Origin of the sequence: Haloarcula salina (assembly GCF_049603855.1) — an archaeon.
In the GTDB taxonomy this organism is placed as follows: domain Archaea; phylum Halobacteriota; class Halobacteria; order Halobacteriales; family Haloarculaceae; genus Haloarcula; species Haloarcula salina_A.
In genome coordinates, this window is sequence record NZ_CP187146.1 from 1,930,689 (window position 1) to 1,956,292 (window position 25,604).

Here is a 25,604-nt window from a genome sequence, read left to right on the forward strand (position 1 = left end):
GGGGGTGAGAAAAGCTACTCAACCGTGGGTTCCGTACTCGTGGGTATGCCACCAGACGCGGGCGGACTCCACCACGTCACGGCGATCGCCGGGGACCCGGAGCGCAACGCCGAGTTCTACGTCGAGACGCTCGGACTCCGGTTCGTCAAGCGCACCGTCAACCACGACGACCCCGGGACCTACCACTTCTACTACGGCGACGGCGAGGGGACGCCGGGGACCAACGTCACGTTCTTCCCGTGGACCGACGCCGGCCGGCGGGGGACCTTCGGTGCCGGCCAGACCCAGACGACGGCGTACCTCGTCGACGAGGGCTCCCTCGACTACTGGCTCGACCGCCTCGGCGACCGCGGCGTGGACGTGACGCGGACCGAACGGTTCGACGAGACCGTCCTCCGGTTCGAGGACCCGGACGGTATCACCCTCGAACTCGTCGCGACCGACGCGCCGTCGGACGCCGTCCCGTGGGACGCCAGTCCGGTCCCGGCCGAACACCAGCTCCGTGGCTTCCACGGCGTCACGCTGGCACTCAGTGATGTCGAACCCACGGCTGAAGTGCTCACGGACGTGCTTGGATACGCCCACGAAACAACCGCGGACGGCCGTCGCCGCTACCGAAGTGCGTCCGACGGCCCCGGTTCGGTCGTCGATCTGGTCGAGACGGACCTCGAACGCGGACGGATGGGCGTCGGGACGGTCCACCACGTCGCATTCCGGGCGGAGAACACTGCGGAACTGGAGGGCTACCGCGAGGCGTACCAGGAACGCGGTATCTCGCCGAGTCCGATCATCGATCGCACGTACTTCCACGCGCTGTACGCCAGAGAACCCGGCGGCGTCCTGTTCGAGATATCGACGATGGGGCCGGGATTCACCATCGACGAGGACCAAAACGACCTCGGCTCGCGGCTGACGCTCCCGGAGAAACTGGAGCCTGACCGCGACGCCATCGAGCGACAGTTGCCCCCGTTCGACGGGCCGAACCCCGAGGGGGACGACTGAGTCGCGATGCTCGGCGACGCACCAGCCAGCGCGGACCTCGCCGCGCCGTTCCGGTTCGACTACGACCCGGCCGTGCTCCGGTATGGCCCCGGGAGCGCGGCGTCGCTCGGTGAGGAACTCGCTGCGCACGACTGCGACCGCGCGCTCGTCGTCTGCGGGTCGACCGTCGGCGAGACGGCGGCTGTGATGGACCCCATCCGCGACGGCCTCGGCGACCGCCTCGCCAGTGTCTTCGCGGAGACGACGCCGGAAAAGCGCCTCGGGACCGCCTCCGACGGCCTGGACGCCTATCGAGCGGCCGACGCCGACTGCCTCGTGGCCGTTGGCGGGGGGAGCAGCCTCGACGTGGCAAAGATCGTCAGCGTCCTCGCCGCCACCGACCGCGACCCCCACGCCGTCGGTCGCGCGCTCGTCGACACGGGGACGATTCCGGTCCCAGACGCGGGGCTGCCGCCCGTCGTCGCCGTCCCGACGACGCTCGCCGGCGCGGACCTCTCCTCGGTGGCCGGCGTCACCGCGGCCCCCGACACCTGTCCGGTCGACGAACCGGCCAGCGGCGGCGTCGGCGACCCCGACCTGATGCCGGCCGCCGTCTGCTACGACCCCGAGCTGGTGGCGACGACGCCGCGAGCCGTCCTCGCCGCCTCTGCGATGAACGGCTTCGACAAGGGCGTCGAGACGCTGTACGCCGCCAACGCCACGCCGATCACCGACGCGACGGCCTCGCGCGGTCTCGAACTGCTCACCGAAGGGCTGCTGGCGTACGGCGACGGGACCGAGGAGCCGTGGGTGTACCGCGCGCTGACGCAGGGCGTCATGCTCGTCCAGTACGGCATCTCGCGGGCCGACGGGACGACGCTCTCGCTGATTCACGCCTTCGGTCACGGGCTGACTCGTACGTACGAGGTCCAGCAGGGCGCGGCCCACGCGGTCGTCGCCCCGCACGCGCTCTCGTACCTGTTCGGGCGGGTCGACGGCCGGCGGGCCCTGCTCGCCGACGCGCTCGGCGTCGGCGACGCCGACGACCCGGCCGCCGCGGTGGTCGACCGGGTGGCAGCAGTCGCCACTGCGCTGTCGCTCCCGACGCGACTCCGCGACGTGGACGGCCCGGACCGCGAGGCGTTCCCGGCCGTCGCCGACGCCGTGCTCGCGGACTCGTTCATGGCGAACGCGCCGCCGGGGCTGGACCCGACGACCGACGACCTCGAAGGCGTGCTCCGCTCGGCCTGGTAGGTCAGCGGACGGTCTCGACCAGGAGCTTCTGCTCGACGCGCTTGACCTCGTGTTGCACGTCCCGCACCGCGTCGACGTTCGGCGACAGCGACGTGATACCGGCGTTGACCAAAGACTGCACCATCGCCGGCTTCGAGGCCGCCTGCCCGCAGATGCTCGTGTCCACGTCGCTCGCCCGGCACGTCTCGATCACGTCGGTCAGCAGCGTCTGGACCGCCGGGTGCAGTTCGTCGTAGCGGTCCGCGACGTTGCTGTTGTTCCGGTCGACCGCCAGCGTGTACTGCGTGAGGTCGTTCGTCCCGAAGGAGACGAAGTCGACGCCCGCGTCGACGATCTCCTCGATGGAAAGGGCGCTCGCCGGCGTCTCGATCATCACGCCCCAGCGGCGCTTGTCCGGGTCGATACCGACGTTCTGCATGTGCGACTTCGCCCGCAGCACGTCCTCCGCGTCGGTCACCAGCGGGAACATCAGTTCGACGTTGTCGTAGCCCATCTCGTGGAGCCGGCGGACCGCCTCCAGCTGGAGTTCGAACACCGCCGGCTTGTCGAGGCTCCGGCGGATGCCGCGGTAGCCGAGCATCGGATTGTGCTCGGTCGGCTCGTCCTCGCCGCCCTCAAGTTGGCGGAACTCGTCGGTCGGCGCGTCGAGCGTCCGCGCGCGGACGGGCCGGGGATAGAACGCCTCGGCGACGGTCCGGATGCCGTCGATGATCTCCTGTCTGAACGCCCGCTCACCGTGGTCGGCGACGTACTTCCCGGGCGTCTTGCCCAGCGACAGCACCATGTGCTCGATGCGCAGCAGGCCGACGCCGTCGGCCCCCGACGCCGCGGCCCGCTCGGCGGCCTCCGGAATCGAGACGTTGACCTTCACCTCCGTCGCCGTCATCGGCTTCGGGGCGTTCGCCTGACCCGAGCCGGCTGCCCCGGCGGACCCGCCGGCACCGCCGGATTCGGCCGACGGCGACTCCCCGTCGCGCAGTTCCGCCTCGGTCGCCGCGCCGTCGACGACGGTCCCCCTGTCACCGTCGACGGTCACGTACTGGTCGTCGGCCAGCGTCGCCGTCGCCGACTCCGCGCCGATGACCGCGGGGACACCGAGTTCGCGCGAGACGATGGCGGCGTGGCTCGTCATCCCGCCCTCGTCGGTCACGATGGCGGCCGCGCGTTTCATCGCCGGGACCATGTCCGGCGTCGTCATCTCGGCGACGATGACGTCACCGTCGGTCACCGCATCGAGGTGGTCGAGCTTGCCGACCGAGCGGACGCGTCCGGAGACGGTCCCCGGGCTCGCGCCCAGGCCGGAGACGAGAATCTCGCCGTCGCTGTCGCCGTTTTGCGACGCCGCGCCGTTCGTCGACTCGTCGATGGTCGTGATGGGACGGGACTGGAGCATGAACACGTCGCCGTCGACGATGGCCCACTCCACGTCCTGTGGGTCGCCGTAGTGTTCCTCGACCAGTCTGCCAACCCGCCGGAGTTCGTCGAGTTCGGCCCCGTCGAGGACGCGCTCGTCCCGCCGCGCCTCGTCGACGGCCTTCTCGACTGTCTCGCCGGTGGCCGCATCGCGGACGCACTTGGTCTTCTTCGTCGTGACGGTCACGTCCTCGATCTCGCCGCTCTCCTTGTCGATGATGTAGTTGTCGGGCGAGACGGAGCCGGAGACGACGGCCTCGCCGAGGCCCCACGCGCCCTCGACGACGATTTCGGCGTCCCCCGTCGACGGATGGCTCGTGAACATGACGCCCGATTTCTCCGCGTCGACCATCCGCTGGACGACGACGGCGATGTCGACCGCCTCGTGGTCGAAGCCCTGCTCGTCGCGGTAGTAGATGGCGCGCTGGGTGAACAGCGACCCCCAGCAGCGCTTGATGCGGTCCAGTAGGTCCTCGCGGTCGACGTTCAGGAACGTCTCCTGCTGGCCGGCGAAGGAGGCGTCGGGGAGGTCCTCGGCCGTCGCGGACGACCGCACGGCGACGAAGGGGTCGTCGCCGAAGTCGCCGTAGGCGTCGAGAATCGTCTCCCGGACGGGGTCGGGCCACTCGGTGTTCATGATGAGTTCGCGGGCGCGCTGTTCGGCCGATGCGAGGGCCGTCGAGTCCTCGCTGTCCACGTCGACGGCCTCGAACAGGTCCTCGGCGATGCCCGCTTCGTCGATGAACGTGCGATACGTGTCGGCCGTGACGATGAACGCCGACGGGACGGGCAAGCCGGCGCCGCGGAGTTCGCCCAGCGACGCCCCCTTCCCGCCGGCGGTATCGATGTCACTCCCGCTGACTGCGTTCAGCCAAGCTACTGGCATTGTCCAATTACACTGGATCGAATAGTATGAATGTATGGGTTCCCCGATTAGCGGCGCGCCGAAGCCGTTCGAGAACGGTGCCGAGAGCCGAATTACATGTCGGGCCAGGCCTTGGCGGCCCGGCCGACTCCGGTCACGTCCGCGATCCAGCGTGCGGCGATACCTTTCTTCAGCACTTTTGCCGGCAGTCCGCCGAACGTCTCGACAGGGATGTTCATCACGTCGTGGGCGACGGCCTTCTCGCCCACCGAGACGACGGTTCCCTTGTCTTTGTGCGTCCAGGTCGTCAGCGGCTGGCCGCGCACCGCACGCGCGAGGTTCTCGCCGGCCACTTCCGCGGCCTGCCAGGCAGCCTGGGCGGTCGGCGGCGCGGGCTGGTCGCCAGGCTGGTCGATCAGCGCGGAGTCGCCGATGGCGAAGACCCGCTCGTCGTCGGTCTGGAACGTGCCTTCCGCGTGGATGCGGTGGTTGCGCTCGTCCTTGTCCAGGTCCACGTCGGCCACGCAGTCACGGCCCGTGATGCCGCCGGTCCACACCAGCACGTCGTAGTCCAGTTCGTCCTCGTCGCCGATGTAGACGGTCTCTTCGTCCACTTCGCCGATGAACTCCCCGCACTTGATGTTCACGTCGCGCTCTTCGAGGCGCTTGCGCAGCGCGCCCTGCAGTTCCGGATCGCTGTTGGGCAGCACCTGGTCCAGCCCCTCGACCAGGTGGATGTCGATCGGCGCGCTGTGCTCGTCGCGGAACTCCGCCACCTCGCCCGCGGTCTGGATGCCCGACAGCCCAGCGCCGCCGATGACCACCTGCGCCGGGTCGTTCGTCGAGGCCTCCCGCGCCGCCGACTGAATCGCGTCGTGGATCGCCAGCGCGTCGTCCAGACTCTTCAGCGTCAGCGCGTACTCCTCTAAGCCCTCGATGCCGAAGAAGGCGGTCTGAGAGCCCAGCCCCACCAGCAGGTAGTCGTACTCGATCGACTCCGAATCGGCCAGCTCTACTTCACGGCTCTCCGTGTCGATGTCGACGACCTCGTCCTGGATGAACGAGGTCGAGGGCTGTTTGATCTCGTGAACCGGAATCGCAATTTTCTCTTGAACGCTCGGGTCCCGGATACACCGGTGGGACTCGTGCAGCACCAGGTGATAGTCCGTGTCCGAAATCCACGTCACGTCTGCCTCCCCGTCCAGTTCCGCTTCCAAGCTGGCGATCGCACCAGCGCCTGCATATCCTGCTCCGAGTACTACTACGTTCTCCGTCATGGGAACTCCTGCGACGGCAACCGATACAAAGCCTTTGGAATCCGGCCACGGATTCGGCACGCCGTCCCGGCGTCGCCGCCGGTTCGGAACCGCCTACGACTTCGCTCAGGTGGGAAGCCCGTGACTAACCATGTACGGGGACGCGATTGCGGCCGGGGTGACGACCGTCGCCGGCGAACTGAGCGACTGACAGCGGGAGGCACAACAGTTAATGGAGTCGTGACCGAACACTGGAACCATGTCGGAGACCATCGACAACGTCATGCTCGCAGTCGGACCGAACGACCGGGACCACGTCGAGCGGTTGCTCGAAAGCGTGATTGCGGTCGCCGGACCGACGAACGCGACGGTGTACCTCGTGCACGTCTTCACGAACGACGAGTACGATCAGCTCATGGAGGACCTCGACCTGGACCCGACCTCCGGGGCGCTCCAGCCGGACGAGATGGCGTCGCGACACGAAGGCGTCAGGACGCCGGCGGGCCGCCTCGACGAACTGGGAATCGACTACGAGATCCGTGGTACCGTCGGCAACCCCGAAACGGAGGTCGTCCGTGTCGCGGACGAACTCGACATCGACCAGCTGTTCATCGGCGGTGCGGGGCGCTCGCCGGCCGGGAAGGCGATATTCGGCGACCACGCACAGCAGATACTCCTGAACGCGGACTGCCCGGTGACGTACGTCCAGCGGGAGTAAATCGACTCAGTCGCACGTCGTTCTCCAGTCGGAATCGTGCACTCCAGAACGAAGCCATCCGAGACGCATCGAGACGGGCTCTCGGTCCGAGCATGACCGTTCGTTCGCCGCACCCGAACGATAGGCGGGGCCTCGGACGGATCGACGGAGGTCGATGTGACGTGGCGCCGTGCTCGAAGGTCGTGTGATTGCATAGACACTGGTAGCTGCCGTCGAACTTTTGAAGTAACACGAGTACGGATGTTATTTCACTCGAATCGATCGTTCGGACAGTGCGAACGGAGTGAGAGAAATTCGCACGAATGGAGCCGGCCGCGACCACCACGCCGTCGAAACCGCGGACTTCATTCGCGGGGAGCGATTATCGTTCGTCGTACGCGAACAAAGTGGCCGGATAGCTCAGGTGCTATTGTGAGTCGACTGGTGGAGCGGAGCGAGGAGCGGCGTCATCGAGCGTGGTGCGCGCCGCCGGGGGCGTTCCCCAATTTATATATCGATCTGGGATGTGGTAGGTCGTATGGGAGTCGGATTCACGACTATCATGTACGGCGAGGAATCGCTGCTCGACGGACTCGCGGACATCGGCGCCTGCCGGTACGACGGCGTCGAGACGAGCCTGGGCGAGATCGAGGCCGTCGGCGCGAACGCGTTCGCCGAACAACTGGACGCCTACGACCTCGACCTCTACTGCACGATGGGCGAGTGGCTGGAAACGCAGGGGGCGGCCGACCGTATCGCGGCCGGCGCTGAGACCGCGGCCGACCTCGGTGCGCCGTATCTCGGCATCCTCCCGCCCCATCGCGGCACGACCGACGACGACGACTTCGAGCGCTGGCTCGGCGAGGTCTGCGACGCCGCTGCCGACGCCGGCGTCACGCCCGTCCTCCACCACCACGGCGGGACGAAGGTCGAGCAACTCGACGAAATCGAGGAGTGGCTCGACCGCGCGCCGGACAATCTCGGCCTCCTGTGGGATTCGGCACACCACTTCCCCTACGACCCGGAGAGCGCCGACGGCGACGTGTCCGGCGGCGTTCGCCGATTCGCCGACGACATCGAGTACGTCCACCTCAAGGACGTTGCTCCGGGCGCGAACTTCGACGACCTCGTCGAAGCGATTTCTGCGGGAGAGTTCAAGCTCGACACGGTCTTCCTGTACTACGACGCCTTCACCGACCTGGGCGAGGGCGTCATCGACTTCGCCGCCGTCCACGAGGCGCTCGACGAGATCGGCTACGACGGCCACATCACCATCGAGGTCGAGAACCAGAACAAGCCGCCGGTCATCCACGCGAAAGAGAACCTCGACTACTGGTGGTCGATCACCGGGCAGTAAGCGCATCGTCGGTCATTCCTCGCGCGTCTGCAGGTCCGTGCGTCCGAGGCAGTCCGGCTCTCGATCACTGGTGCGCCGGCTCGTGTACAAAACGTTTTGTCCCTGGCCCGTGTGAGGTGTACCCGTATGGGAACCGGATACGCGACCATCATGTACGACTCGGAGGCGGTCGTCTCCGAGGGCATCGGCGACTTCGCGGCCTGCCGCTACGACGGCGTCGAGATCGGTCTCGGCAAGGCGGAGGCCATCGGCGAAGCGAAACTGAACGACCTGCTCGAAGAGTACGAACTCGACCTGTACTGCGTCATGGCCGGCTGGCTCAACACCGAGGCGGACCTGCAAGCGGCCGTCGACGGCGCGGGGCTGGCCGGCTCGCTCGGCGCTGACTTCCTCGGCATCCTCCCGCCGCCTCGCGGCGTCGTCGACGACGAGACGTTCGCCGACTGGCTCGACCGGATAGGGACCGCCGCGGCCGAGGCCGGCGTGACACCCGTCGTCCACCACCACTGCGGCGCGCACGTCGAACAGCCCGAGGAGATTCGCCGCTGGCTCGACGAGGGACCGGACAACCTCGAACTCCTGTTCGACACCGCCCACTACTACGCGTACGGCGACGTCGCGGAGGGCATCGAGCGGTTCGCCGACGACATCGCCTACGTTCACCTCAAGGACATCGACCCGCCCGCGGAGTTCCAGACGCACGTCGAGAACCTCACCGCCGGCAAGAAGGACTACGACAGCATCGTGAACTACATCTGGGCCTTTACGGACCTCGGCAAGGGCGTCCTCGACTTCGGAGAGATCTCGGAGACCCTCGACGCGGTGGGCTACGACGGCCACCGGACCATCGAGATCGAGAACCAGAAGGACCACCCGCTGGTCCACGCGAAGGAGAACATCGACCACCTGCGGTCGGTCACCGGGCGCTGAGCGGCATCAGAAGCGGTCCGATAGTGTTCTTTTCAGGAAGCGAACCGAGCGCGGAGCGTTACGTCCGTGCGTCGCCGACGAGGGCGTTGCCCTCGAACTCGCGGAACAGGTCGGCGATGAGTTCCACGTCTCGCTGCGCGTCGGTCGGCGTCGTCCGCGGCGTCGCGTCGCCCTCGACGCAGCGCGCGAAGTGTTCGAGTTCCCGCTTGAACGCCTCGTCGTACGACGGCGTGTGTATCGTCTCCGTGGTCTCCTCCGTGCCCTGCTTCACGCGCACGTCGGCCGGCGTGTTCTTGATGAACGCGTTGGAGAAGCCGATGGAGACGGAGCGGTCCGGCGCGTCCACCTGGATGCGTTCGTCGTACCACAGCCGGTCCGTCGCGCCGGATTCGAGCATGCAGCGGAGGTCGCCCTCGTAGCGGAGCTGTGCCGTCAGGTACTTCCAGCCGTTGAACACGTCGACGTGGTCGATGCCCGTGACGGAGCCGAACACGCCGCGCAGGGCGTTCACGTCGTGACAGATGCTCTCTAAGTGATAGCCGTAGGCGCGCCCGAGCGTCTCGTCGTCTGTCCCGATGGCCTCGGCGCACTGTCGCTGTCGAGCGGCCATGCTCTCCTCGATGAACGCGTCGTCCAAGTCGGCCTGGACGAGGTCGTACGTGTCTTCGAGGACGGCCCCCACGTCCGGCGGGATGACGACGCTGGTCGCGAGGTCGATCTGGTCGAGGTCGTCGACCAGTTCGGCAAAGCGCTGGAAGCCGGGGTCGTAGCGCTTCATGTAGCCGACCATGCACTCGGCGTCGGCGCTCTCGGCCGTCTCGACGACGCGCTCCGCGTCCTCGGGCGTGACCGCGATCGGCTTCTCGACGAACGTGTGCAGACCCGCTTCGAGCGCGGCGATTGCGAGGTCGGCGTGGGTCTGCATCGGCGTGGCGATGACGACCGCGTCGAGATTCTCTCGTTGCTCGTCGATGAGCGCCTCGCTGTCCTGGTAGCGGTTGGGGACGTTGTACCGGTCGCCCAGCGTCTCAGACGTGTTCTCGCCGGGGTCCGCCAGCGCCTCGATTTCGACGCCGGGAAGCTCCGCGAGGTACGGAAGGTGCATTATCTGGGCGATACTCCCTGCTCCGATCATCCCTACTCTCATGACGTGCGAAACTGCGGGAGACGGTCACAAATAGGTTTCCCTCGGCGAGGCGAACTGACGCGCAGCGAACGACGGACTGGCCGCTGAAACGGGCAGCGAGACGAAAAACGAGTCGGGACTGCGGGACGGCGTTACTGGATGGCGCCGGTCATCCGACCGACGAGATCCTCGCGGTCGATCGTCCCGTCGTTGTCCAGTTCCGCGACGAGGTTACCCGAGCGGAGCACGGCCACGCGGTCGGCCACGTCGAAGACCTCCTGGAGGTTGTGCGTGATGAAGATGACCGTCTTCCCGGAGGCCTGGAGCTCCTCGATCAGGTCGAGGATCTTCTGTGACCCCTCGACGGACACCTCGGCCGTCGGCTCGTCGAGGATGACGACCCGTGGGTCGGAGATGAGCGCGCGGGCCACCGCGACGGCCTGCTGTTGCCCGCCGGAGAGTTCCTCGGTGATGGCCCGTGGGTCGATCTCGAAGCCGATCTCGTCGAGCGCTTCGATGGACCGCTCCTCCATGTACTCGCGGTCGATCCGCCGGAAGAGCTTCCCAGAGAGGCCGCCTTTCAGCGGCTCTCGGCCCATGAACACGTTCGAGGCCACGTCGTGTTGCAGCGAGAGCGACATGTCCTGAAACACGGTCTCGATGCCCGCCCGCTTGGCCATCGACGGGGACTCGAGGACGATGTGTTCCATCTCGCCGGTCTCCGGGTCGCGCATGTGGAACGACCCGGAGGTGGCGGGAATGACGCCCGAGAGGAGCTTGATGAACGTCGACTTGCCGGCCCCGTTGTCGCCGACGATCGACAGCACCTCGTTCTCCTTGATAGAGAGCGACACGTCCTCCAGGGCGACGACGCCGCCGTAGTGCTTCGAGACGTTCTCGACGGAGAGGATCGTGTCGTCGTCCGTCTTCGACGCGCTGGCGGTGCTCACGTCAGTACTTACCGTGGACTCGTCTGCCTTTGACATGGTACAAATCTCGGCATCCACCATCATAAATGTGGTGGGTTACGGGGTCCACTTGGGATGTGGCTGAGCGTCTGTATCGGGTGTTCGCGACGCTCAGTGACTGTGACCGTGACCGCTGAGACGGAAAAGCGACCGCCGCTCAGTTGACGCCCGAGACCTGCGTCAGCGTGAAGGCGGCGACCAGCGCCCAGAGGACGACCATCGTCGCGACCGACAGCGCCGCGTCCCGTCCGCCGAACTCGTGGAGGACCCGCGTCGACCGGTACAGCAGGTACAGCGCGGGGAGGAACACGAGCGCGGCCGTTCCGAGCACGAGCGGCGTGAGGAAGCTCCATCCGGAGAGGAGGATCGGAACGAACAGCAGGACCGTCGGCGCGAAGCTGTAGATCACGCCCTGGAGCGTGGTGTCGAAGTCCCGTCGGGTCCCGACGGCCTTCACCCCGGCGTGCAGGAAGACGGTCGACAGCAGGATGAGGCCGGCCATCATCATGAACGTGACCAGCGGGAGCGTCCCGAGGGCCGCGACGCCCGGCCGAACGATCGTGAACGAGAAGCCCCAGCCGACCGCGAAGTCGACGACGGTCATGGCGACCAGCGTCACCAGCGTCAGGATGAGGGTCCCGATGGTCGCGAACATGAGCGGCTCGTCGATGCCCTGCACGTCGCTGCGGACGTACTCGAAGAAGGACTCCGCGTCGTCGGCGAGGTCCGTGATCGGGTCGATGTACTCCTCGGTCAGGTACTCGATGCGGACGTCACGGCTCAGCACCTCTATCAGCACGGCCGAGATGATGAAGATGCCCGTGAACACCTGGAACAGGCGAACGCCCAGGCCGGCGAGCACGAGGATGTTCTGCGTGAGCGCGAACACGAGCGCGCCGAGGAACGTGCCGGGCATCGAGCCCTCGCCGCCGAAGAGGTTCGTCCCGCCGATGACGACGCTCGCGATGACGATCAGTTCGGTGCCCTGGCCGGTCGACGGCGAGACGGCCTGCGTGAACGCGAGCTGGCCGATGCCGGCGAAGGCCGCCAGCAGCGCGACCAGCATGAAGTTGATAATCTTGACGTGGTCGGTCTTGATCCCCGTCCGGGTCGCGCTCTCCTTGCTCCCGCCCGTGAACATCGCCCGGTAGCCGAAGGCGGTCTTGTTGAGGACGTAGTAGCCAAGAAGCAGGAACGCGATGGTCCAGACGATCTGTATCGGGAACTGATTGAGCAGGGCAGGTCCCTGTCCGAGTTCCGCGACGCCACCGATGTAGTAGATGAGCCGCGGGTAGTTGTCGCTCGAAATCGTCGCGGTCTGGCCCTGCAGGATGACGAGGTTCGCCCCCCGTAGCAGGGTCAGGGTCCCGATGGTGACGATCAGCGAGGGGAGTCCCAGCTTGGTGATCATCAGCCCCTGGAACAGCCCGTACAACCCCGCGAACAGGAGCACCAGCAGCACGACGAACAGGATGGGGTAGCCGGTCCCGTACATCGTCGCGACCAGCGCGCCACAGACGGCCATCAGCGACCCGACCGACAGGTCGAACTCGCCGGACACCATCAGCAGCGTCATCCCGTAGCCGATGATCGCCGTGACCGCCGTGTTCCGAACGATGCCGACGAGGTTGTCGGCGCTGAGGAACACGTCCGCCCGGACGACCGTCCCGAGGACCAGGAGGACACTCACCGCGAGTATCGCCCCGACTTCCCGGCTCTGTAACAGTCTCGATACGTTGCCTAGTCCGCTGTCTCTTGATACCGAGGCGTCGACCTCTGCCATACAGTGACGGTTGTCGTCATCAATTATAAAACATTGGTATCTGTGAAGGTTGAACGAGCGGTCGCGACGAGGACCGCCGCCGCGCACGCAGCGGTATCGGTCCGTTACCGGTCCCCGAAACGGGGAGAGAAGGGGGTCTGCGGGTCGTCACCGGCGAATGCCAACTGATGGGCCGGTGATCGGTGGTCAGTAGTTGCTGTCCTGCCAGCTCTGCAGCGCGCCCCAGGACCCCGAGCGGCGCCGGGCGAACTCGAGGTTCGACTGGTCGATGACGGAGATGCCGGTGTTGAAGTCCTTCATCGGGATGCCACGCTCCATGTAGTTCCACATCATGTTGACGGGCATGTTCCCCTGGCTGTAGGGGTCCTGTCCGGCGGTGAAGTCGATGGTTCCCTTGCCGATTCCTTCGAGCGTTGGTTCGGGCAGGTCGAAGCCACCGACCGTCATCTCGCCCTGCAGGCTGTTGTTCTCCACGAGGCGGCCGCCGGCGATGGCGCCCTGCAGGGCCGTCCCGAGGATGAGGTTGATGTCTGGCGAGGAGCTGTACTTCGTGTCCACGCGGTTGATCGCCTGCGAGAGGTCCCCGCTGACGTTCAGCGTATCGAGGACTCGAACGTCGTCCTGCGCTTCGAGTGCCATGCGGATGCCCTCGCCTCGCGCGGAGAGCGCCGGGTGGTCCGGCGCGGAGGTGGTCGGTAGCGCGACGATCTCGCCGTCAACCTTCTCCTTGGCGCGCTCGTAGCCGGTCAGTCCGACGGCCACGCCGGCCGGAACGAACTTCTGGCCGATGTAGGGGATGACGGTGCCGAACGTCTCCATCATCTCGTTGAACTGGCCGGCGTAGACGCTCGTGTTGAACGAGGCGACCGGAATGTCGTTGTCGATGGCGTTCTGGATCGGCCCCGTGTACTGGTCCTTGTTGAGGATGCTCGTCGCGAGCGCGTCTTGCCCGCTTCGGAGGCGCGAGACGGTCGTGTTGAGCGTCTCGATCTGCTGGGCCGGGGAGTGGCTCGACGGTCCGATGAACTCGCCCGACCACCCCATGTTGTGCAGTGCGTCGTTCATCCCGACGATGATGCCGGTCATGAACTCGTCGACGACGTGGGTGACGAACACCATCTCGCGGTCCTCCTGGGTCGGGTTCGAGAGGTCCATGCTGTCGGCGGTTGGCGGGGGGACGAGCGGGACCCGGAGCGCAGCAGGCAACGAACTCGAACCGCCGCCGCCGTCGCTCTGGCCGCCGGATCCGTCGCCGTCGTTCTCCGTCTCCTCGCTGGTCGGCGTCTGACTGTCAGAGCGAAGGCCGCCACAGCCGGCGAGCGCCGACAGGCCGCCCGCGAGGCCGACTGCACTCATCTGTTTCATCAGATTACGACGCGAGACGCCGAGGTCGATCGACACGATGTCGTCTCCATGGTCGGGTGCGTTACCGTCAGGCATACACCTACCACATTAGAGAACACACAGATAAACATTTCTATTAATCACCCATAATTCGCCCAATCGGCGACGACCGACTCCCCCGAGCGGGAGCGCGAGCGCTCAGACCCGGACCCACTCGCCGCGGTCGTCGCTCTCGCGGACGGCCTCGACGACGCGCTGGACCGCGACGCCGTCCTCGAAGTCCGGTCGGTGCCGCTCGCCGTCCGCGACCGCCGACAGGAACTCGTAGTTCTCGTGGACGAAGGTGTGCTCCCAGCCGACGATGTGACCCGCCGGCCACCAGCGGTCCATGTACGGGTCGTCGTCGTCCGTCACCAGGACCTGCTGGTAGCCGCGGTCGTCTGCTCCCTTGACCTGAAGTTCGTTCAGCCGCCGGAGCGAGAACTTCAGCGCGCCCTCGGAGCCGTAAATCTCGATTGCGTTGTCCGCCTTCCGCCCGGTGGCGATACGGGAGCCTTCGAGGACGCCCTCCGCGCCGTTCTCGAACTCGACGAGCGCGGAGTACTCGTCGTCGGTCGTCACCGGCCGTGTCCCGTCGCCGTCGGGATCCGGACGCTCGGTGACCTGCGTCACGAGCGAGCCGCTGAGGCGGTCGATATCGCCGACGAGCCAGCGCGCGAGGTCGATGGTGTGCGAGCCCACGTCGCCCACGACGCCGGTGCCGGACACCCCGGCGTCACAGCGCCAGTTCCAGGGGAGACTCGGGTCGGCCAGCCAGTCCTGGAGGCATCGGCCCTTGAGGCGGTAGATCTCGCCCAGTTCACCCGCATCGACCAGTCGCTTGGCCAACTGAAGCGCGGGCACGTAGCGGTAGTTGAACCCCGTCGCGGCGATAGCGTCGCTCTCGCGGGCCGCGTCGCGCATCTCGATAGCCGTCTCGATGTCCGGCGCGAGCGGCTTCTCGCACATGACGTGAACGTCGGACTCCAGGGCCGCGATGGTCGGCTCGGCGTGGACGTGGTTCGGGCCGAGGTTGTAGAACACGTCCACCTCGTCGATCACGTCGCGCCAGTCCGTCGCCACCCGGTCGAAGCCGAATCGGTCCGCCGCGTCGCTGACCGCCGCCTCGTTGCGCCCGACGAGCACGTCCCGGTTGGTCGCCGGCGCGTCGGGGAAGAACATCGGGAGTCGGGCGAGCGCGTTCGCGTGAGCCTTGCCCATGAATCGATAGCCGAGGAAGCCGACGTCGAGAGTCATGCGGTCACCTCGATCCTGCCGCGAGCGAGCGCGGATGGTGGCCTGCCCCACGAGCTGTTCTCTGCTGACACGTTCGAGTGACGGCGAACACCGTCAGTGTGGAACTCTGCGCACATCGGATGAAGTCTCGGTAGCCCGCGAGATAAAGATTTGGAGCCTCCGGGCGGCCGACTCACCGAAGCCGGTACCACTTTACCACTCGCATCTGTACGCGCTGGTATGCTCGAAGGCGAAACGAGGCTCGGACTCGGGACGTACACGCTGACCGACGCACACGGCGTCGAGACCATCAAAACGGCCATCGAACACGGCTACCGCCACATCGACACCGCCCGGCTCTACGGGAACGAAGAGGAGGTCGGCGAGGCCATCGCCGCCGCGGACGTCGACCGCGACGACCTCTTCGTCGCGACGAAAGTGGCGCACTTCGAGGAGCCCGAGAAGACGACCGAGTACGTCGAGCGGGCCGTCGACGAGAGCTTCGAGAAGCTCGGCCTCGACCGGATCGACCTGCTGTACCACCACTGGCCGCGCGGTCAGGACGACATCGAGACGGTCCTGCCGGTGCTTGCCGACCGCGTCGACGACGACCGGATCGACACCCTCGGCGTGAGCAACTACACCGTCGACGACCTCCTGCTCGCCGACGACCTGCTCGACCGCCCCGTCGACGCGCTCCAGGTCGAGATGCACCCCCTGCTTCAGCAGGACGAGATTCGAGCGCACCTGGACGGAACCGACACCGACCTCGTGGCCTACTCGCCGCTGGCCCAGGGCGAGGTGTTCGACGTGGCCCCGATCTCCGACATCGCCGAGAAGCACGGCGTCTCGGAGCCGGTCGTCTCGCTCGCGTGGCTCCTCTCGAAAGAGCGCGTGACGGCCATCCCGCGGACGAGTTCCGTCGACCACCTCCGCGACAACTTCGGCGCGCTGGACCTCAAACTCGACGCCGAGGACATCGAGCGCATCGACGCCATCGAACGGACCCACCGCTGTGAAGATCCCGACTGGATGACCTGGTAGCCCAGTCGAATCGTCGAACCGACCCCGGTGTTTTTCTCCCCGTCGCGCTAGTCGGCCTGTATGGGTACCGGATACACCACTATGATGTACGACAGCGCCGAGGTCGAGCAGGGATTCGAAGACATCGCCGCGTGTCGCTACGACGGCGCGGAGATCGGACTCGGAAAGGTTCGCGCCGCCGGCCCGGACACGGTCGAGCGCGCGCTCGACGAGACGGGGCTGGACCTCTACTGCGTCATGAGCGACTGGCTTGAATCGGAGGCGGCGGTCGAGCGCGTGGCCGACGACCTCTCGCTGATCGCCGACCTCGGTGCCGAGTTCGTCGGGCTGCTCCCGCCACAGCGGCACCGCCACGACGACGCGACCGTCAAGCAGTGGTTCGGTCGCCTCGCCGACGCAGCCACCGCGGTCGGCGTGACGCCGCTCGTCCACCACCACGGCGCGACCCACGTCGAGCGCCCGGCCGAGACCCGGCGGCTCCTCGACGCCGTCGACGACCTCGAACTCCTGTGGGACTCGGCCCACCACTACCCCTACGGCGAGCACTTTCCCGCGGGTGACGTGTCCGACGGCGTCGAGCGGTTCGCCGACGACATCGCCTACGTCCACCTCAAGGACGTGGCCCCGCCGACTGGGTTCGACGAGGTCCGGGACAGCCTCACCGAGGGCGACTTCCACCTCGACAACGTCATCAACTACTTCCGCTCGTTCACCGACCTCGGCGAGGGAATTCTGGATTTCGAGGGGCTGTCCGACGCGCTCCAGGCGGTGGGGTACGACGGCCACTGCACCATCGAAATCGAGAACCAGACGGAGAAGCCGCTCGTCCACGCCAAGGAGAACTTCGACTACTGGCGGGCGGCCCGCGAGGGGCGCTGAGGCGAATCGCGTTCGCCGTCCGACCGCTCAGGACAACTGCATCAGCGTGGCCCCGGCGACGATGGCGGTGATTCCGGCGAGCACCCGCGGCGACTTCGGGAGGCGCCGGGCCAGCCCGTACGACAGCGCGACGATGACCAGCGGGTAGACGTTCGAGAGCGGGACGACGGTCACGACGGTCCCGAACTGGAGCGCGGAGAACCAGGCGAGCCAGTTCCCGGCGACGAACACCCCCGCAAGGACGAACGCCAGCAGCGCCGTCCGGTCACGGATTCTGACGCGCCGCCGGGAGTCCGAGGAGACGCCGAAGAGGGCGACGAACGCGACGAGCGCGGTCGTCTGTCCCACCGCGGTCGCGACCAGCGGCTTCGAGTAGGCGTTGAGCCCGATTTTGACGAGGACGAACGAACAGCCGAGCAGCGCCATCGCGGCGAGCGGGAGGACCAGGTCTTTCGGCGTCATCGCTCCGAGCTCCTCGGAGATGAGGTCGCCGGACTCGCCGGCCCCGGTCCCCGAGAGCTGGAGCAGGGCCCCGCCGCCGACGATACAGAGCAGTCCGACGCCCGTGAGGACGGTGAACGGCTCGCCCAGCAGCGGCAGGGCGAGCATCGCGGCGACGGCCGGGTTCGCACTGACGACCGCGGCCGAGACGCGCGCGCCGATCCGGTCGATGCTCCGGAAGTACAGCAGCCGGAACGCCGCGGGGTTGGCGAGGCCGGCGAGGGCGAACGGGGCGAGTTGCAGCGCCTCGACGCCGGCGAGCGACGTGCCCCGCGCGAACAGCAGCGCCCAGAACACGACGACGCTGACGACGATGCTGAGGACCGCCGCCGTCAGCGCCGGCTCCCGGTCCTCCAGGAACGACCCGTTGTCGAGGCCGTACTCCACGGAGAGCGACTGGAGCGCGGAGAGCACCGACGCCAGCAGCGCCAGTCCGGCGCTCAGTTCCAGCAGCGCCATCGCTCCGCGGCGCGTTCGACCGCAGTCATGGTTCGACGAGGATCTTGACGTGGTCGGTGTCCGGGGACCCCAGTTCCTCGATGCCCTCGGCGACGAGGTCGTCCAGCCCGATTCGCCGCGTGACGAAGGTGTCCGCGGCCACGTCGCCGTCGCCAAGCGACTCGACGACGGCGTCGAACTCCGTCCGGGTCGACCGCGGCGGGAAGCCGTAGCAGTAGGTGCCGCGGAGGGTCCGCTCGCCCGTGACCACCTGCTGGAGGTCCACGCTCGTCGTCCCGCTGGTCATGCTCCCGACGGTCACACCGCCGCCACGACGCGTGCTCTCGATGGCGGCGTTGACCGCCGGGGCGACGCCGGCGAACTCGAACGACGCGTCCACCCCGCCGTCGGTCGCGGTCGTGATTCGCGCCACGGCGTCCTCCGACGTGGGGTCGACGACCGCGTCCGCCCCGAGTTCGAGCGCGACCTCGCGACGCGCGCGGTTCGGTTCGGAGGCGAAGACGCGCTTCGCGCCCGCCTCGCGGAGCGCACGGACGACGGTCAGCCCGATCGGACCGCAGCCGAAGACCGCGGCGGTGTCGCCGGTGCGCAGTTCCGACCGGCGGACGGCGTGGAGGCCCACGGCGAGCGGTTCGACGAGCGCGCCCTGCCAGACGGGCACGTCCGCGGGGAGCCGGTGGACCTGCTGTGCGGGGACGACCGCCTCCTCGGCGAAGCCGCCGGCCCCGGTCTGGAGACCGACCGCCAGGACATCCGCACAGCGGTTGTAGGCTCCGTCCTCGCAGTAGCGACACGCGCCACAGGGGATGTTCGGGTGGACGGCGACCGGGTCGTCGACCGCGACGCTGGTCACGTCGTCGCCGACCTCGCTGACGGTCCCGCTGAACTCGTGGCCGATGGTGATGGGGCGGCTCGCGCCCGACCGCGGGTGTGGCTCCGCCGGCGTGTACTCGGCGTGCTCGTACTCGTGAACGTCCGTGCCGCAGATGCCACAGGCCGTCACGTCGATTCGCACGTCGGTCGGCCCGACCGCGGCCGGCTCCACGTCGTCGATTCGTACGTCGCCCGCGCCGTAGAAGCGCGCGGCTCTCATGGCTGTCCCACCGCTGTGTCACTCGATTGCATGTGCAGTCTATCGACTCTCCCGGAAGCGTGCTAACACTTTCGATCGGACGGTCGCGAAAACGAACCAGCGTGCGCGGTCGGCGTTACTCCTTGCGGTGTTGCTCGACGACGTCCCAGTCCAGTTCGATGCCCAGGCCCGGCGCGTCGGGGATCTGGATGCGACCGTTCTGGATGAAGTCCTCGTCGCGCGCGAGCAGGTCCTCCCACCACGAGACCTCGCGGGCGTGGTACTCCAGCGCGACGAAGTTCGGCACCGTCGCGCCGACGTGGGCCGTCGCCGCGGTGGCGACCGGGCTGCCGATGTTGTGGGGGACGAGCGCCTGGTAGTAGGCCTCGGCCATGTCGGCGACCTTCTTCGTCTCGGCGATGCCGCCCGTCTTCGGCACGTCGGGCGCGAGGAAGTCGACGGCCTGGTCCTCGATGAGGTCGCGGAAGCCGTGGCGGCCGTAGCGGTTCTCGCCGGTGAGGATGGTCGCGTTCACCCGGCGCTTGAGTTCGCGCATCGCGTCTGTGTTCTCCGGCGGCAGCGGGTCCTCGATCCACGCGAGGTCGTACGGTTCGAGCGCGCGACAGAGCCGCTCGGCCGTCTCGGGACTGAAGTTCCAGTGGAGGTCCACGGCGACCTCGGCGTCGTCGCCGATCTCCTCCATGACGGCGGCGACGACGCGCTGCTTGTGGTCGATCTCCGGCGGGTCGAAGTGACGCGACAGCGTGTCGATTTCGCGGCCCGAGGGCACGTCGAGGTCGAACTTCACGATGTCGAAGCCGTCTTCGACGGCGGCGCGCGCGGCCGTCGCGTAGGCCTCGGGCTCGTAGGTCTCGTCCTCCTGGCCCTCCTCGGCGGACTCGACCATCGCCTCGCCGGCGTGACAGTCGGCGTAGACGGCCACTTCCTCGCGGACCTTCCCGCCGAGCAGCTGGTAGACCGGCTGGTCGAGCAGCTTGCCCGTCGCGTCCCACAGGGCGAGTTCGACGCCGCTGATCGCGATGGTGCCGACGCCCTCCTGGGAGCCGCGCCCGGAGAGACTCTCGCGCATGAGGTTGTAGAGCCGTTCGACGTCTGTCGGGTTCTCCCCGACCAGGACGGGCCGGAGGTAGTCCGTGATGATCTCGTGGACGCCGGGCGAGGGGTAGGCCTCGCCGATGCCGGTGACGCCCTCGTCGGTCTCGACGGTGACGATGGTCCACGGGAAGTTCCCGTCGATGACCAGCGTGTTCAGGTCGGTGATCTCTGCCGGTGGGCCGTCCGCGCGGCGCGGCGTCTCGTCGAAGTCGGCCCACATCGTCGCTGCGAGCTTGGATGCGAAGTCTTCGTACATGGTTTGTGTGTCAGTCCGCACCTGGGTCGGGTACGGGATGGGTGTGTCGGAACGCGAGGCGACCGCCCGTGGTTCCGTCTCGGCAACTCGGCCTCGTCCGGTTCGGGGTCTCCGCGCGGGAGTCGCCGAACCCGACGATACCGAATCGCATCGTTTGCGATATATACGTTTGTCCTGTTATAAGTTCCGATGAGGTGGGCGGTCCGGCCGGTCCCGAGACCCCGCCCCCGCGTGCGACGCGCACCCGCATTTTTTTATGCTTTGACCCGAATAACCATCATAGACAATTCGACTGACAGCCGAGACTAGTCGGTCGTGACACCGGCTGTCGCGGCAAGGATCTGATACACATGACCCACATCAAAGACGCAATCGAATCAGCCGACAACCCTCTCGGAACCTGGATCTCGGTCGGGCATCCGACGATCGCCGAGGCGACGGCTCAACTCGACCTGGACTTCCTCCTCGTCGACATGGAGCACACGACGATGGACCTAGAGACGATAGAGAGCATGGCCCGCGGCGTCGACGCCGCGCCCGGCGACACGGACATGATCGTCCGCGTGCCGTGGAACGACCCGGTCCGGCTCAAGCGCGTCATCGACATCGGTGTCGCCGGCGTGATGGTCCCGATGGTCGGCTCCGCCGAGGAGGCCGAAGAGCTCGTCCGCTCGCTCCGGTATCCCCCGGACGGCATCCGCGGCATCGCCGGCAGCCGGGCGACGCGCTACGGGAAGAACTTCGAGGAGTACGTCACGAGCGCCAACGGGTCGATCCTCACCATCGCACAGATCGAGACTGAGCGGGGGATGGAGAACGCCCAGGAGGTCGCCGCCGTCGAGGGAATCGACTCGCTGTTCGTCGGTCCGGCCGACCTCTCTGGCTCGCTCGGAATGTTCGCCGAGTGGGACTCGGCGGAGTTCGACGAGGCCGTCCAGTCGATCATCGACGACGGCCACGCGGCCGACGTGCCCGTCGGGACGCTGACGACCGACATCGGCGCCGACGCCATCGAGTCCCGGGTCGACCAGGGCTTCGACTTCCTCATCGCGGGCAAGGACGTGGCCCTGCTGATGGACAGCGTCGAGGTGGCCATCGACAACTACGCCGACGCGCTCGACAAACCGGTCTCCGCCTCCGACGACTGACCGCGCGACTTCTGTCCGCAGACTTCGACGACCAGCGAACCGACGGCCGCGAGCCTGTCGTTCGTGACATGGCGTGACGCCGAGACGGAGACCGGTGGCTACCGTGGTCCGAAGGCGCGAAACAAAGAGAGACGACGTAGTGGAGCTGGGGCTACGGTGGCCGGGAGTTCAGTGGCTGTAGTAGCGCTCGATGGTGATGGTCTTGTCCGTGTAGAAGTTGATGGCGTCCTCGCCCTGGGCGTGGAGGTCCCCGAAGAAGGAGTCCTTGCGCCCGCCGAAGTGGAAGAAGCCCATCGGCGCGCAGACGCCGACGTTGATGCCGATGTTGCCGGCGTCGACCTCGTAGCGGTACTTCCGGGCTTCCGCGCCGTTCTCGGTGTACAGCGACGAGGCGTTGCCGTACTGGGTGCTGTTGACCATCTCGATGGCCTCGTCGATGTCGTCGGCCTTGGTCAGCGCCATCACCGGGCCGAAGATCTCGGTCTGGGTGATGTCCATGTCCGTCGTGACGTTTTCGAGCAGCGTCGGCCCGAGGAAGTTCCCGTCGGGGTAGTCGGGATGCTCGAAGTCGCGGCCGTCGACGACCAGGTCCGCGCCCTCGTCGATGGCGTCCTCGATCATTCCCTTGACGCGCTCCGCGGACTCGCCCGTGATGAGCGGGCCCACGTCGGTGTCCTCGTCGAGGCCGTTGCCGACTGTGAGGTCGTCGACGGCGTCGAGGACTTCCTCGCGAAGCGGCTCGTAGCTGTCGCCGACGCCGACGACCACGTCGTTGGCGAGACAGCGCTGGCCGGCGTTGCCGTACACCGAGCCGATGACGTTCGGGACCGCGTCCTCGAGTTCGGCGTCCTCGGAGACGACGGCGTAGTTCTTCGCGCCGCCCTGGGCCTGCACGCGCTTGCCGTGCTCGGCGGCGGTCTGGTAGATGTGCTGGGCGACGGGGGTCGACCCGACGAAGGAGATGCCCTCGATGTCGTCGTGTTCCAGCAGGGCAGTGACCGTGTCGACGCCGCCGTTGACGAGGTTCACGACGCCGTCCGGGAAGTCGACCGCGTCGACGGCCTCGAAGATGAGCTGGGAGCTGAGCGGGACCTTCTCGCTCGGCTTGAGGATGAACGTGTTGCCCGTGGCGACGGCGTAGGGCAGGAACCACAGCGGAATCATCGCCGGGAAGTTGAACGGCGTGACCGCGGTGAACACGCCAAGCGGCTGTCGGATGGCGTGCTCGTCCATGCCGCTGGCCACGTCCTGGACGTTGCCGCTGCCCTCGCGCAGCATGTTGGGGATGCCGGCGGCGACTTCGACGTTCTCGATACCACGACGAATCTCGCCGCGCGCCTCGTTCAGCGTCTTGCCGTGCTCGCGCGTCAGCGCCTGCGCGATGTCCTCCTGTCGCGCTTCGAGTTCCTGCTTGAGGTCGAAGATGTACTGGACGCGTTCGACCGGCGGTGTGCGCGACCACTCCTCGAAGGCCTCGCTCGCGGTCTGGACGGCTTCGTCGACATCCTCGGCGGTCGCGAACGGCACGTCCGCCAGCGTCTCGTTGGTCGCCGGGTTGACGACGGGCTGGCCCTCGTCTGAATCGACCGAGACCCACTCGCCACCGACGTAGCTGTCTACGGTGTCTGGGACGGCAGTCGCGTCTGGCGACTGCTCTTGCTTGCTCGTCATACGTAAAACACCTCTCGGTCCACCCATAAATGTGTTACGCCATCAACACCGGCTGCGACACAGTCGCACCACTCTTGGTGATCCAGCCGTAACTGAGCGTATGGGTTCAGTAAGGTACGATTTCGACGGAGAAACGGTTATCGTCACCGGCGGCAGTTCGGGTATCGGACGGGCGGTCGCGCTGGCGTTCGGGGACGCCGGCGCGACGGTCGTCAACGCTGACATCACGCCCGAGACGAAAGACGCCGACGCGACGCGGCCGACCCACGAGGCCATCGAGGCTGACGGCGGGCGTGCGGTCTTCGTCGAAACCGACGTATCGGAGCGCTCGGACATCGAATCCGTCGTCGAGGCGGCCCGGGAGTTCGGCGGCGTCGACGTGATGGTGAACAACGCCGGCTGGTTCACCCGCGGCGACCTCTTCTCGGTCGACGCCGAGACGTTCGACCGGATCCACGACATCAACACGAACGGCGTGTTCTTCGGCTGTCAGGCCGCGGCGGCGGACATGCGCGACCGCGGTGTGAGCGGGACCATCGTCAACACCGCGTCGATCAGTGCGACGCACGCCCAGGTCGGCCAGATCCACTACGATTCGACGAAGGGCGCGATCAAGATGATTACCCGCGGCGCGGCGCTCGAACTCGCGGCCGACGACATCCGCGTCAACGCGGTCGCGCCCGGCCACATCGCCACCGAGTTCGGCTCCGGGGCCGAGCAGAAAGAGGAATCCGTGGCAGCGGGCGACCTGATGAAACCGATTCCGCTCGACCGGCCGGGCTACCCCGAGGACATCGCGCCGGCGGTCCTGTTCCTCGCGAGCGACCAGGCCGGCTACGTGACCGGCGAGATGGTCTACGTCGACGGCGGCTGGCAGACGTACTGAGTCGGTCGGAACGGTTTTGACAGGCAGTGGCCGACGAGCGACGACGGCCCGAAGACGCGGGCGACCGGTGAAGGAGCGGCCGACGGGAGAGGTTCGTTCTCCCGGTGTGTGAATCCAGTACAGTTATGTCACCGGGAACCACACTGAGAACCATGCGTGCACTAGTGCTCGATGCGGAGTGGAATCCGCAGTCAAGCTACGACCTGACGGACGACGAGAAGCAGCGCAAGCGCGCGATGGACAGTTCCAGTATCTGGCAGAATCCCGAGTTACGTGTCGAGGAGCGCGAGCGGCCCGAACCGGCCGACGACGAGGTCCTCGTCCGCGTGAAGTACGCCGGCATCTGCGGCAGCGACGTGGCCATGACGGAGACGGACGACGACGGCTACATGCACTACTCGGCGTACACGCAGCTCCCGAACGTCATCGGCCACGAGTTCTCGGGTGAGGTCGTCGAGACCGGGGACGACGCGGACTTATTCGAGGTCGGCGAGCCCGTGACGGCCGAGGTCACCGACTACTGCGGTCGCTGTCAGATGTGCCGCCAGGGATTCCACGGCCACTGCGAGAACTTCGAGCAGCTTGGCTTCACACTCGACGGCGCGTTCGCGGAGTACGTCGCCGTTCCCGAGAAGATCCTCTGGGGCGTCTCGGAGCTGTCTCAGCAGTACGAGGACGAAGACGAACTGTACCGCGCCGCCGCCACCATCGAGCCGAGCACCATCACGTTCTACGGCCTCTTCGGGCGGGCGGAGGGCATCTGGCCCGGCGACTACCACGTCTACCACGGCGTCGGCCCCATCGGCCTGACGGGGATGAACGTCTCGCGCGCCGCGGGCGCGGGGAAGGTCATCGCCTTCGAGCCCTCGGACGAGCGCCGCGAGATCGCCCACGATCTCGGCTTCGAGCACGTCTACAACCCCATCGAGGTCGACGCGGTCGAGAAAGTCGACGAGGTCACCGGCGGCGAGGGCGCTGACGTCCACGTCGAGACCAGCGGCGCTGTCGGCGCGACCTACCCCGTCATCGAGGACACGCTGGCCGAGCGGGCGAACGTCGTCCACATCAGCAACGCCGGTAGCGACCCGGACATCGCGCTCCGGAAGTACCAGGGATCGAGCGCGCAACTGTACGGTTCTGAAGGCCACACGGGTCAGCAGGTGTACCCGCGCACTATCCGGCTGATGGCCAGTGGCCGACTGGACAACCTCCCGATCGTCACGTCGACGTTCGACCTCGAAGACGCCGACGAGGCCGTCGCGCAGGCCCGCAAGCGCGTCGACGGCAAGGTCCTGATCGAAGTCTGAGAACGCCCCAGAAACG

Annotated in this window: 21 protein-coding genes; 10 read left to right on the plus strand and 11 right to left on the minus strand. The window is 67.1% G+C overall.

Annotated features, from left to right (window positions below; translation table 11 throughout):
• Positions 1-45 precede the first annotated feature (45 nt).
• Both ACOZ4I_RS09855 and ACOZ4I_RS09860 read left to right on the plus strand, forming a co-directional pair.
• Positions 46-1,002, plus strand: a complete 957-nt coding sequence (locus ACOZ4I_RS09855) for a ring-cleaving dioxygenase (RefSeq protein WP_423999011.1) — start codon at positions 46-48, stop codon at positions 1,000-1,002.
• A 6-nt stretch (positions 1,003-1,008) separates the two neighbouring features.
• Positions 1,009-2,235, plus strand: coding sequence for an iron-containing alcohol dehydrogenase family protein (locus tag ACOZ4I_RS09860; RefSeq protein WP_423999013.1), 1,227 nt, complete (start codon positions 1,009-1,011; stop codon positions 2,233-2,235).
• A 1-nt stretch (position 2,236) separates the two neighbouring features.
• Here the strand turns inward: ACOZ4I_RS09860 and ppsA are convergent, their stop codons facing one another.
• Both ppsA and ACOZ4I_RS09870 read right to left on the minus strand, forming a co-directional pair.
• Positions 2,237-4,534 carry a phosphoenolpyruvate synthase gene (gene ppsA, locus ACOZ4I_RS09865; protein WP_423999015.1) on the minus strand — a complete coding sequence of 766 codons (2,298 nt, stop codon included), beginning with the start codon at positions 4,532-4,534 and terminating at the stop codon, positions 2,237-2,239.
• A 92-nt stretch (positions 4,535-4,626) separates the two neighbouring features.
• The gene (locus ACOZ4I_RS09870; RefSeq protein WP_423999017.1) at positions 4,627-5,790 is read right to left on the minus strand and encodes an NAD(P)/FAD-dependent oxidoreductase; all 1,164 of its coding nucleotides are present in this window, start codon (positions 5,788-5,790) and stop codon (positions 4,627-4,629) included.
• 238 nt (positions 5,791-6,028) lie between these two features.
• On the opposite strand from ACOZ4I_RS09870, the gene ACOZ4I_RS09875 reads away from it, so the two are divergent.
• The 3 genes from ACOZ4I_RS09875 (at position 6,029) to ACOZ4I_RS09885 (ending at position 8,753) form a co-directional block, all read left to right on the plus strand.
• Entirely contained in the window at positions 6,029-6,487 is a 459-nt protein-coding gene (locus ACOZ4I_RS09875) for a universal stress protein (protein WP_423999019.1), read from the plus strand.
• A gap of 517 nt (positions 6,488-7,004) precedes the next feature.
• Positions 7,005-7,823: a sugar phosphate isomerase/epimerase family protein gene (locus ACOZ4I_RS09880; protein WP_423999021.1), complete on the plus strand. Its 819-nt coding sequence runs from the start codon at positions 7,005-7,007 to the stop codon at positions 7,821-7,823.
• A gap of 126 nt (positions 7,824-7,949) precedes the next feature.
• Complete coding sequence (locus ACOZ4I_RS09885) at positions 7,950-8,753, plus strand: sugar phosphate isomerase/epimerase family protein (RefSeq protein ID WP_423999023.1); 804 nt, start codon at positions 7,950-7,952, stop codon at positions 8,751-8,753.
• Between the two features lie 58 nt (positions 8,754-8,811).
• On the opposite strand, the gene ACOZ4I_RS09890 is transcribed toward ACOZ4I_RS09885, so the two are convergent.
• From ACOZ4I_RS09890 to ACOZ4I_RS09910, 5 genes are all read right to left on the minus strand, one after another.
• Positions 8,812-9,900 (minus strand): Gfo/Idh/MocA family protein, encoded by a 1,089-nt coding sequence (locus ACOZ4I_RS09890; protein WP_423999025.1) that lies wholly within the window; start codon positions 9,898-9,900, stop codon positions 8,812-8,814.
• A gap of 131 nt (positions 9,901-10,031) precedes the next feature.
• Positions 10,032-10,865 (minus strand): ATP-binding cassette domain-containing protein, encoded by an 834-nt coding sequence (locus ACOZ4I_RS09895; protein ID WP_423999027.1) that lies wholly within the window; start codon positions 10,863-10,865, stop codon positions 10,032-10,034.
• A gap of 139 nt (positions 10,866-11,004) precedes the next feature.
• Positions 11,005-12,630: an ABC transporter permease subunit gene (locus tag ACOZ4I_RS09900; protein WP_423999029.1), complete on the minus strand. Its 1,626-nt coding sequence runs from the start codon at positions 12,628-12,630 to the stop codon at positions 11,005-11,007.
• 186 nt (positions 12,631-12,816) lie between these two features.
• Positions 12,817-14,070: a substrate-binding domain-containing protein gene (locus tag ACOZ4I_RS09905; protein WP_423999031.1), complete on the minus strand. Its 1,254-nt coding sequence runs from the start codon at positions 14,068-14,070 to the stop codon at positions 12,817-12,819.
• Positions 14,071-14,172: 102 nt separating this feature from the next.
• Positions 14,173-15,270 carry a Gfo/Idh/MocA family protein gene (locus tag ACOZ4I_RS09910; protein WP_423999033.1) on the minus strand — a complete coding sequence of 366 codons (1,098 nt, stop codon included), beginning with the start codon at positions 15,268-15,270 and terminating at the stop codon, positions 14,173-14,175.
• Positions 15,271-15,489: 219 nt separating this feature from the next.
• Here ACOZ4I_RS09910 and ACOZ4I_RS09915 point away from each other — a divergent pair, with 219 nt between their 5' ends.
• Together ACOZ4I_RS09915 and ACOZ4I_RS09920 are read left to right on the plus strand one after the other, a co-directional pair.
• A complete protein-coding gene (locus ACOZ4I_RS09915; RefSeq protein ID WP_423999035.1) occupies positions 15,490-16,293 on the plus strand; it encodes an aldo/keto reductase in 804 nt (267 codons plus the stop codon).
• 60 nt (positions 16,294-16,353) lie between these two features.
• Positions 16,354-17,172 (plus strand): sugar phosphate isomerase/epimerase family protein, encoded by an 819-nt coding sequence (locus ACOZ4I_RS09920; protein ID WP_423999037.1) that lies wholly within the window; start codon positions 16,354-16,356, stop codon positions 17,170-17,172.
• 27 nt (positions 17,173-17,199) lie between these two features.
• On the opposite strand, the gene ACOZ4I_RS09925 is transcribed toward ACOZ4I_RS09920, so the two are convergent.
• From ACOZ4I_RS09925 to ACOZ4I_RS09935, 3 genes are all read right to left on the minus strand, one after another.
• Positions 17,200-18,132: an EamA family transporter gene (locus tag ACOZ4I_RS09925; protein WP_423999039.1), complete on the minus strand. Its 933-nt coding sequence runs from the start codon at positions 18,130-18,132 to the stop codon at positions 17,200-17,202.
• 25 nt (positions 18,133-18,157) lie between these two features.
• Positions 18,158-19,225: a 2,3-butanediol dehydrogenase gene (locus tag ACOZ4I_RS09930; RefSeq protein WP_423999041.1), complete on the minus strand. Its 1,068-nt coding sequence runs from the start codon at positions 19,223-19,225 to the stop codon at positions 18,158-18,160.
• A gap of 115 nt (positions 19,226-19,340) precedes the next feature.
• Positions 19,341-20,576, minus strand: coding sequence for a mandelate racemase/muconate lactonizing enzyme family protein (locus ACOZ4I_RS09935; RefSeq protein ID WP_423999043.1), 1,236 nt, complete (start codon positions 20,574-20,576; stop codon positions 19,341-19,343).
• Between the two features lie 350 nt (positions 20,577-20,926).
• Between ACOZ4I_RS09935 and ACOZ4I_RS09940 the strand changes: the two genes are divergently transcribed.
• Positions 20,927-21,724: an HpcH/HpaI aldolase family protein gene (locus tag ACOZ4I_RS09940; protein ID WP_423999045.1), complete on the plus strand. Its 798-nt coding sequence runs from the start codon at positions 20,927-20,929 to the stop codon at positions 21,722-21,724.
• A gap of 168 nt (positions 21,725-21,892) precedes the next feature.
• Here the strand turns inward: ACOZ4I_RS09940 and ACOZ4I_RS09945 are convergent, their stop codons facing one another.
• Positions 21,893-23,395: a CoA-acylating methylmalonate-semialdehyde dehydrogenase gene (locus tag ACOZ4I_RS09945; RefSeq protein ID WP_423999047.1), complete on the minus strand. Its 1,503-nt coding sequence runs from the start codon at positions 23,393-23,395 to the stop codon at positions 21,893-21,895.
• A gap of 100 nt (positions 23,396-23,495) precedes the next feature.
• On the opposite strand from ACOZ4I_RS09945, the gene ACOZ4I_RS09950 reads away from it, so the two are divergent.
• Both ACOZ4I_RS09950 and iolM read left to right on the plus strand, forming a co-directional pair.
• Positions 23,496-24,281: an SDR family NAD(P)-dependent oxidoreductase gene (locus tag ACOZ4I_RS09950; RefSeq protein WP_423999049.1), complete on the plus strand. Its 786-nt coding sequence runs from the start codon at positions 23,496-23,498 to the stop codon at positions 24,279-24,281.
• Positions 24,282-24,433: 152 nt separating this feature from the next.
• A complete protein-coding gene (iolM, locus tag ACOZ4I_RS09955; RefSeq protein ID WP_423999051.1) occupies positions 24,434-25,588 on the plus strand; it encodes a scyllo-inosose 3-dehydrogenase in 1,155 nt (384 codons plus the stop codon).
• Positions 25,589-25,604 lie beyond the last annotated feature (16 nt).

Coding starts and splice junctions, on each gene's coding strand:
- ACOZ4I_RS09855 (WP_423999011.1), top strand. CDS start 46: ATGCCACCAGACGCGGGCGGACTCCACCACGTCACGGCGATCGCCGGG.
- ACOZ4I_RS09860 (WP_423999013.1), top strand. CDS start 1,009: ATGCTCGGCGACGCACCAGCCAGCGCGGACCTCGCCGCGCCGTTCCGG.
- ppsA (WP_423999015.1), bottom strand. CDS start 4,534: ATGCCAGTAGCTTGGCTGAACGCAGTCAGCGGGAGTGACATCGATACC.
- ACOZ4I_RS09870 (WP_423999017.1), bottom strand. CDS start 5,790: ATGACGGAGAACGTAGTAGTACTCGGAGCAGGATATGCAGGCGCTGGT.
- ACOZ4I_RS09875 (WP_423999019.1), top strand. CDS start 6,029: ATGTCGGAGACCATCGACAACGTCATGCTCGCAGTCGGACCGAACGAC.
- ACOZ4I_RS09880 (WP_423999021.1), top strand. CDS start 7,005: ATGGGAGTCGGATTCACGACTATCATGTACGGCGAGGAATCGCTGCTC.
- ACOZ4I_RS09885 (WP_423999023.1), top strand. CDS start 7,950: ATGGGAACCGGATACGCGACCATCATGTACGACTCGGAGGCGGTCGTC.
- ACOZ4I_RS09890 (WP_423999025.1), bottom strand. CDS start 9,900: ATGAGAGTAGGGATGATCGGAGCAGGGAGTATCGCCCAGATAATGCAC.
- ACOZ4I_RS09895 (WP_423999027.1), bottom strand. CDS start 10,865: ATGTCAAAGGCAGACGAGTCCACGGTAAGTACTGACGTGAGCACCGCC.
- ACOZ4I_RS09900 (WP_423999029.1), bottom strand. CDS start 12,630: ATGGCAGAGGTCGACGCCTCGGTATCAAGAGACAGCGGACTAGGCAAC.
- ACOZ4I_RS09905 (WP_423999031.1), bottom strand. CDS start 14,070: ATGCCTGACGGTAACGCACCCGACCATGGAGACGACATCGTGTCGATC.
- ACOZ4I_RS09910 (WP_423999033.1), bottom strand. CDS start 15,270: ATGACTCTCGACGTCGGCTTCCTCGGCTATCGATTCATGGGCAAGGCT.
- ACOZ4I_RS09915 (WP_423999035.1), top strand. CDS start 15,490: ATGCTCGAAGGCGAAACGAGGCTCGGACTCGGGACGTACACGCTGACC.
- ACOZ4I_RS09920 (WP_423999037.1), top strand. CDS start 16,354: ATGGGTACCGGATACACCACTATGATGTACGACAGCGCCGAGGTCGAG.
- ACOZ4I_RS09925 (WP_423999039.1), bottom strand. CDS start 18,132: ATGGCGCTGCTGGAACTGAGCGCCGGACTGGCGCTGCTGGCGTCGGTG.
- ACOZ4I_RS09930 (WP_423999041.1), bottom strand. CDS start 19,225: ATGAGAGCCGCGCGCTTCTACGGCGCGGGCGACGTACGAATCGACGAC.
- ACOZ4I_RS09935 (WP_423999043.1), bottom strand. CDS start 20,576: ATGTACGAAGACTTCGCATCCAAGCTCGCAGCGACGATGTGGGCCGAC.
- ACOZ4I_RS09940 (WP_423999045.1), top strand. CDS start 20,927: ATGACCCACATCAAAGACGCAATCGAATCAGCCGACAACCCTCTCGGA.
- ACOZ4I_RS09945 (WP_423999047.1), bottom strand. CDS start 23,395: ATGACGAGCAAGCAAGAGCAGTCGCCAGACGCGACTGCCGTCCCAGAC.
- ACOZ4I_RS09950 (WP_423999049.1), top strand. CDS start 23,496: ATGGGTTCAGTAAGGTACGATTTCGACGGAGAAACGGTTATCGTCACC.
- iolM (WP_423999051.1), top strand. CDS start 24,434: ATGCGTGCACTAGTGCTCGATGCGGAGTGGAATCCGCAGTCAAGCTAC.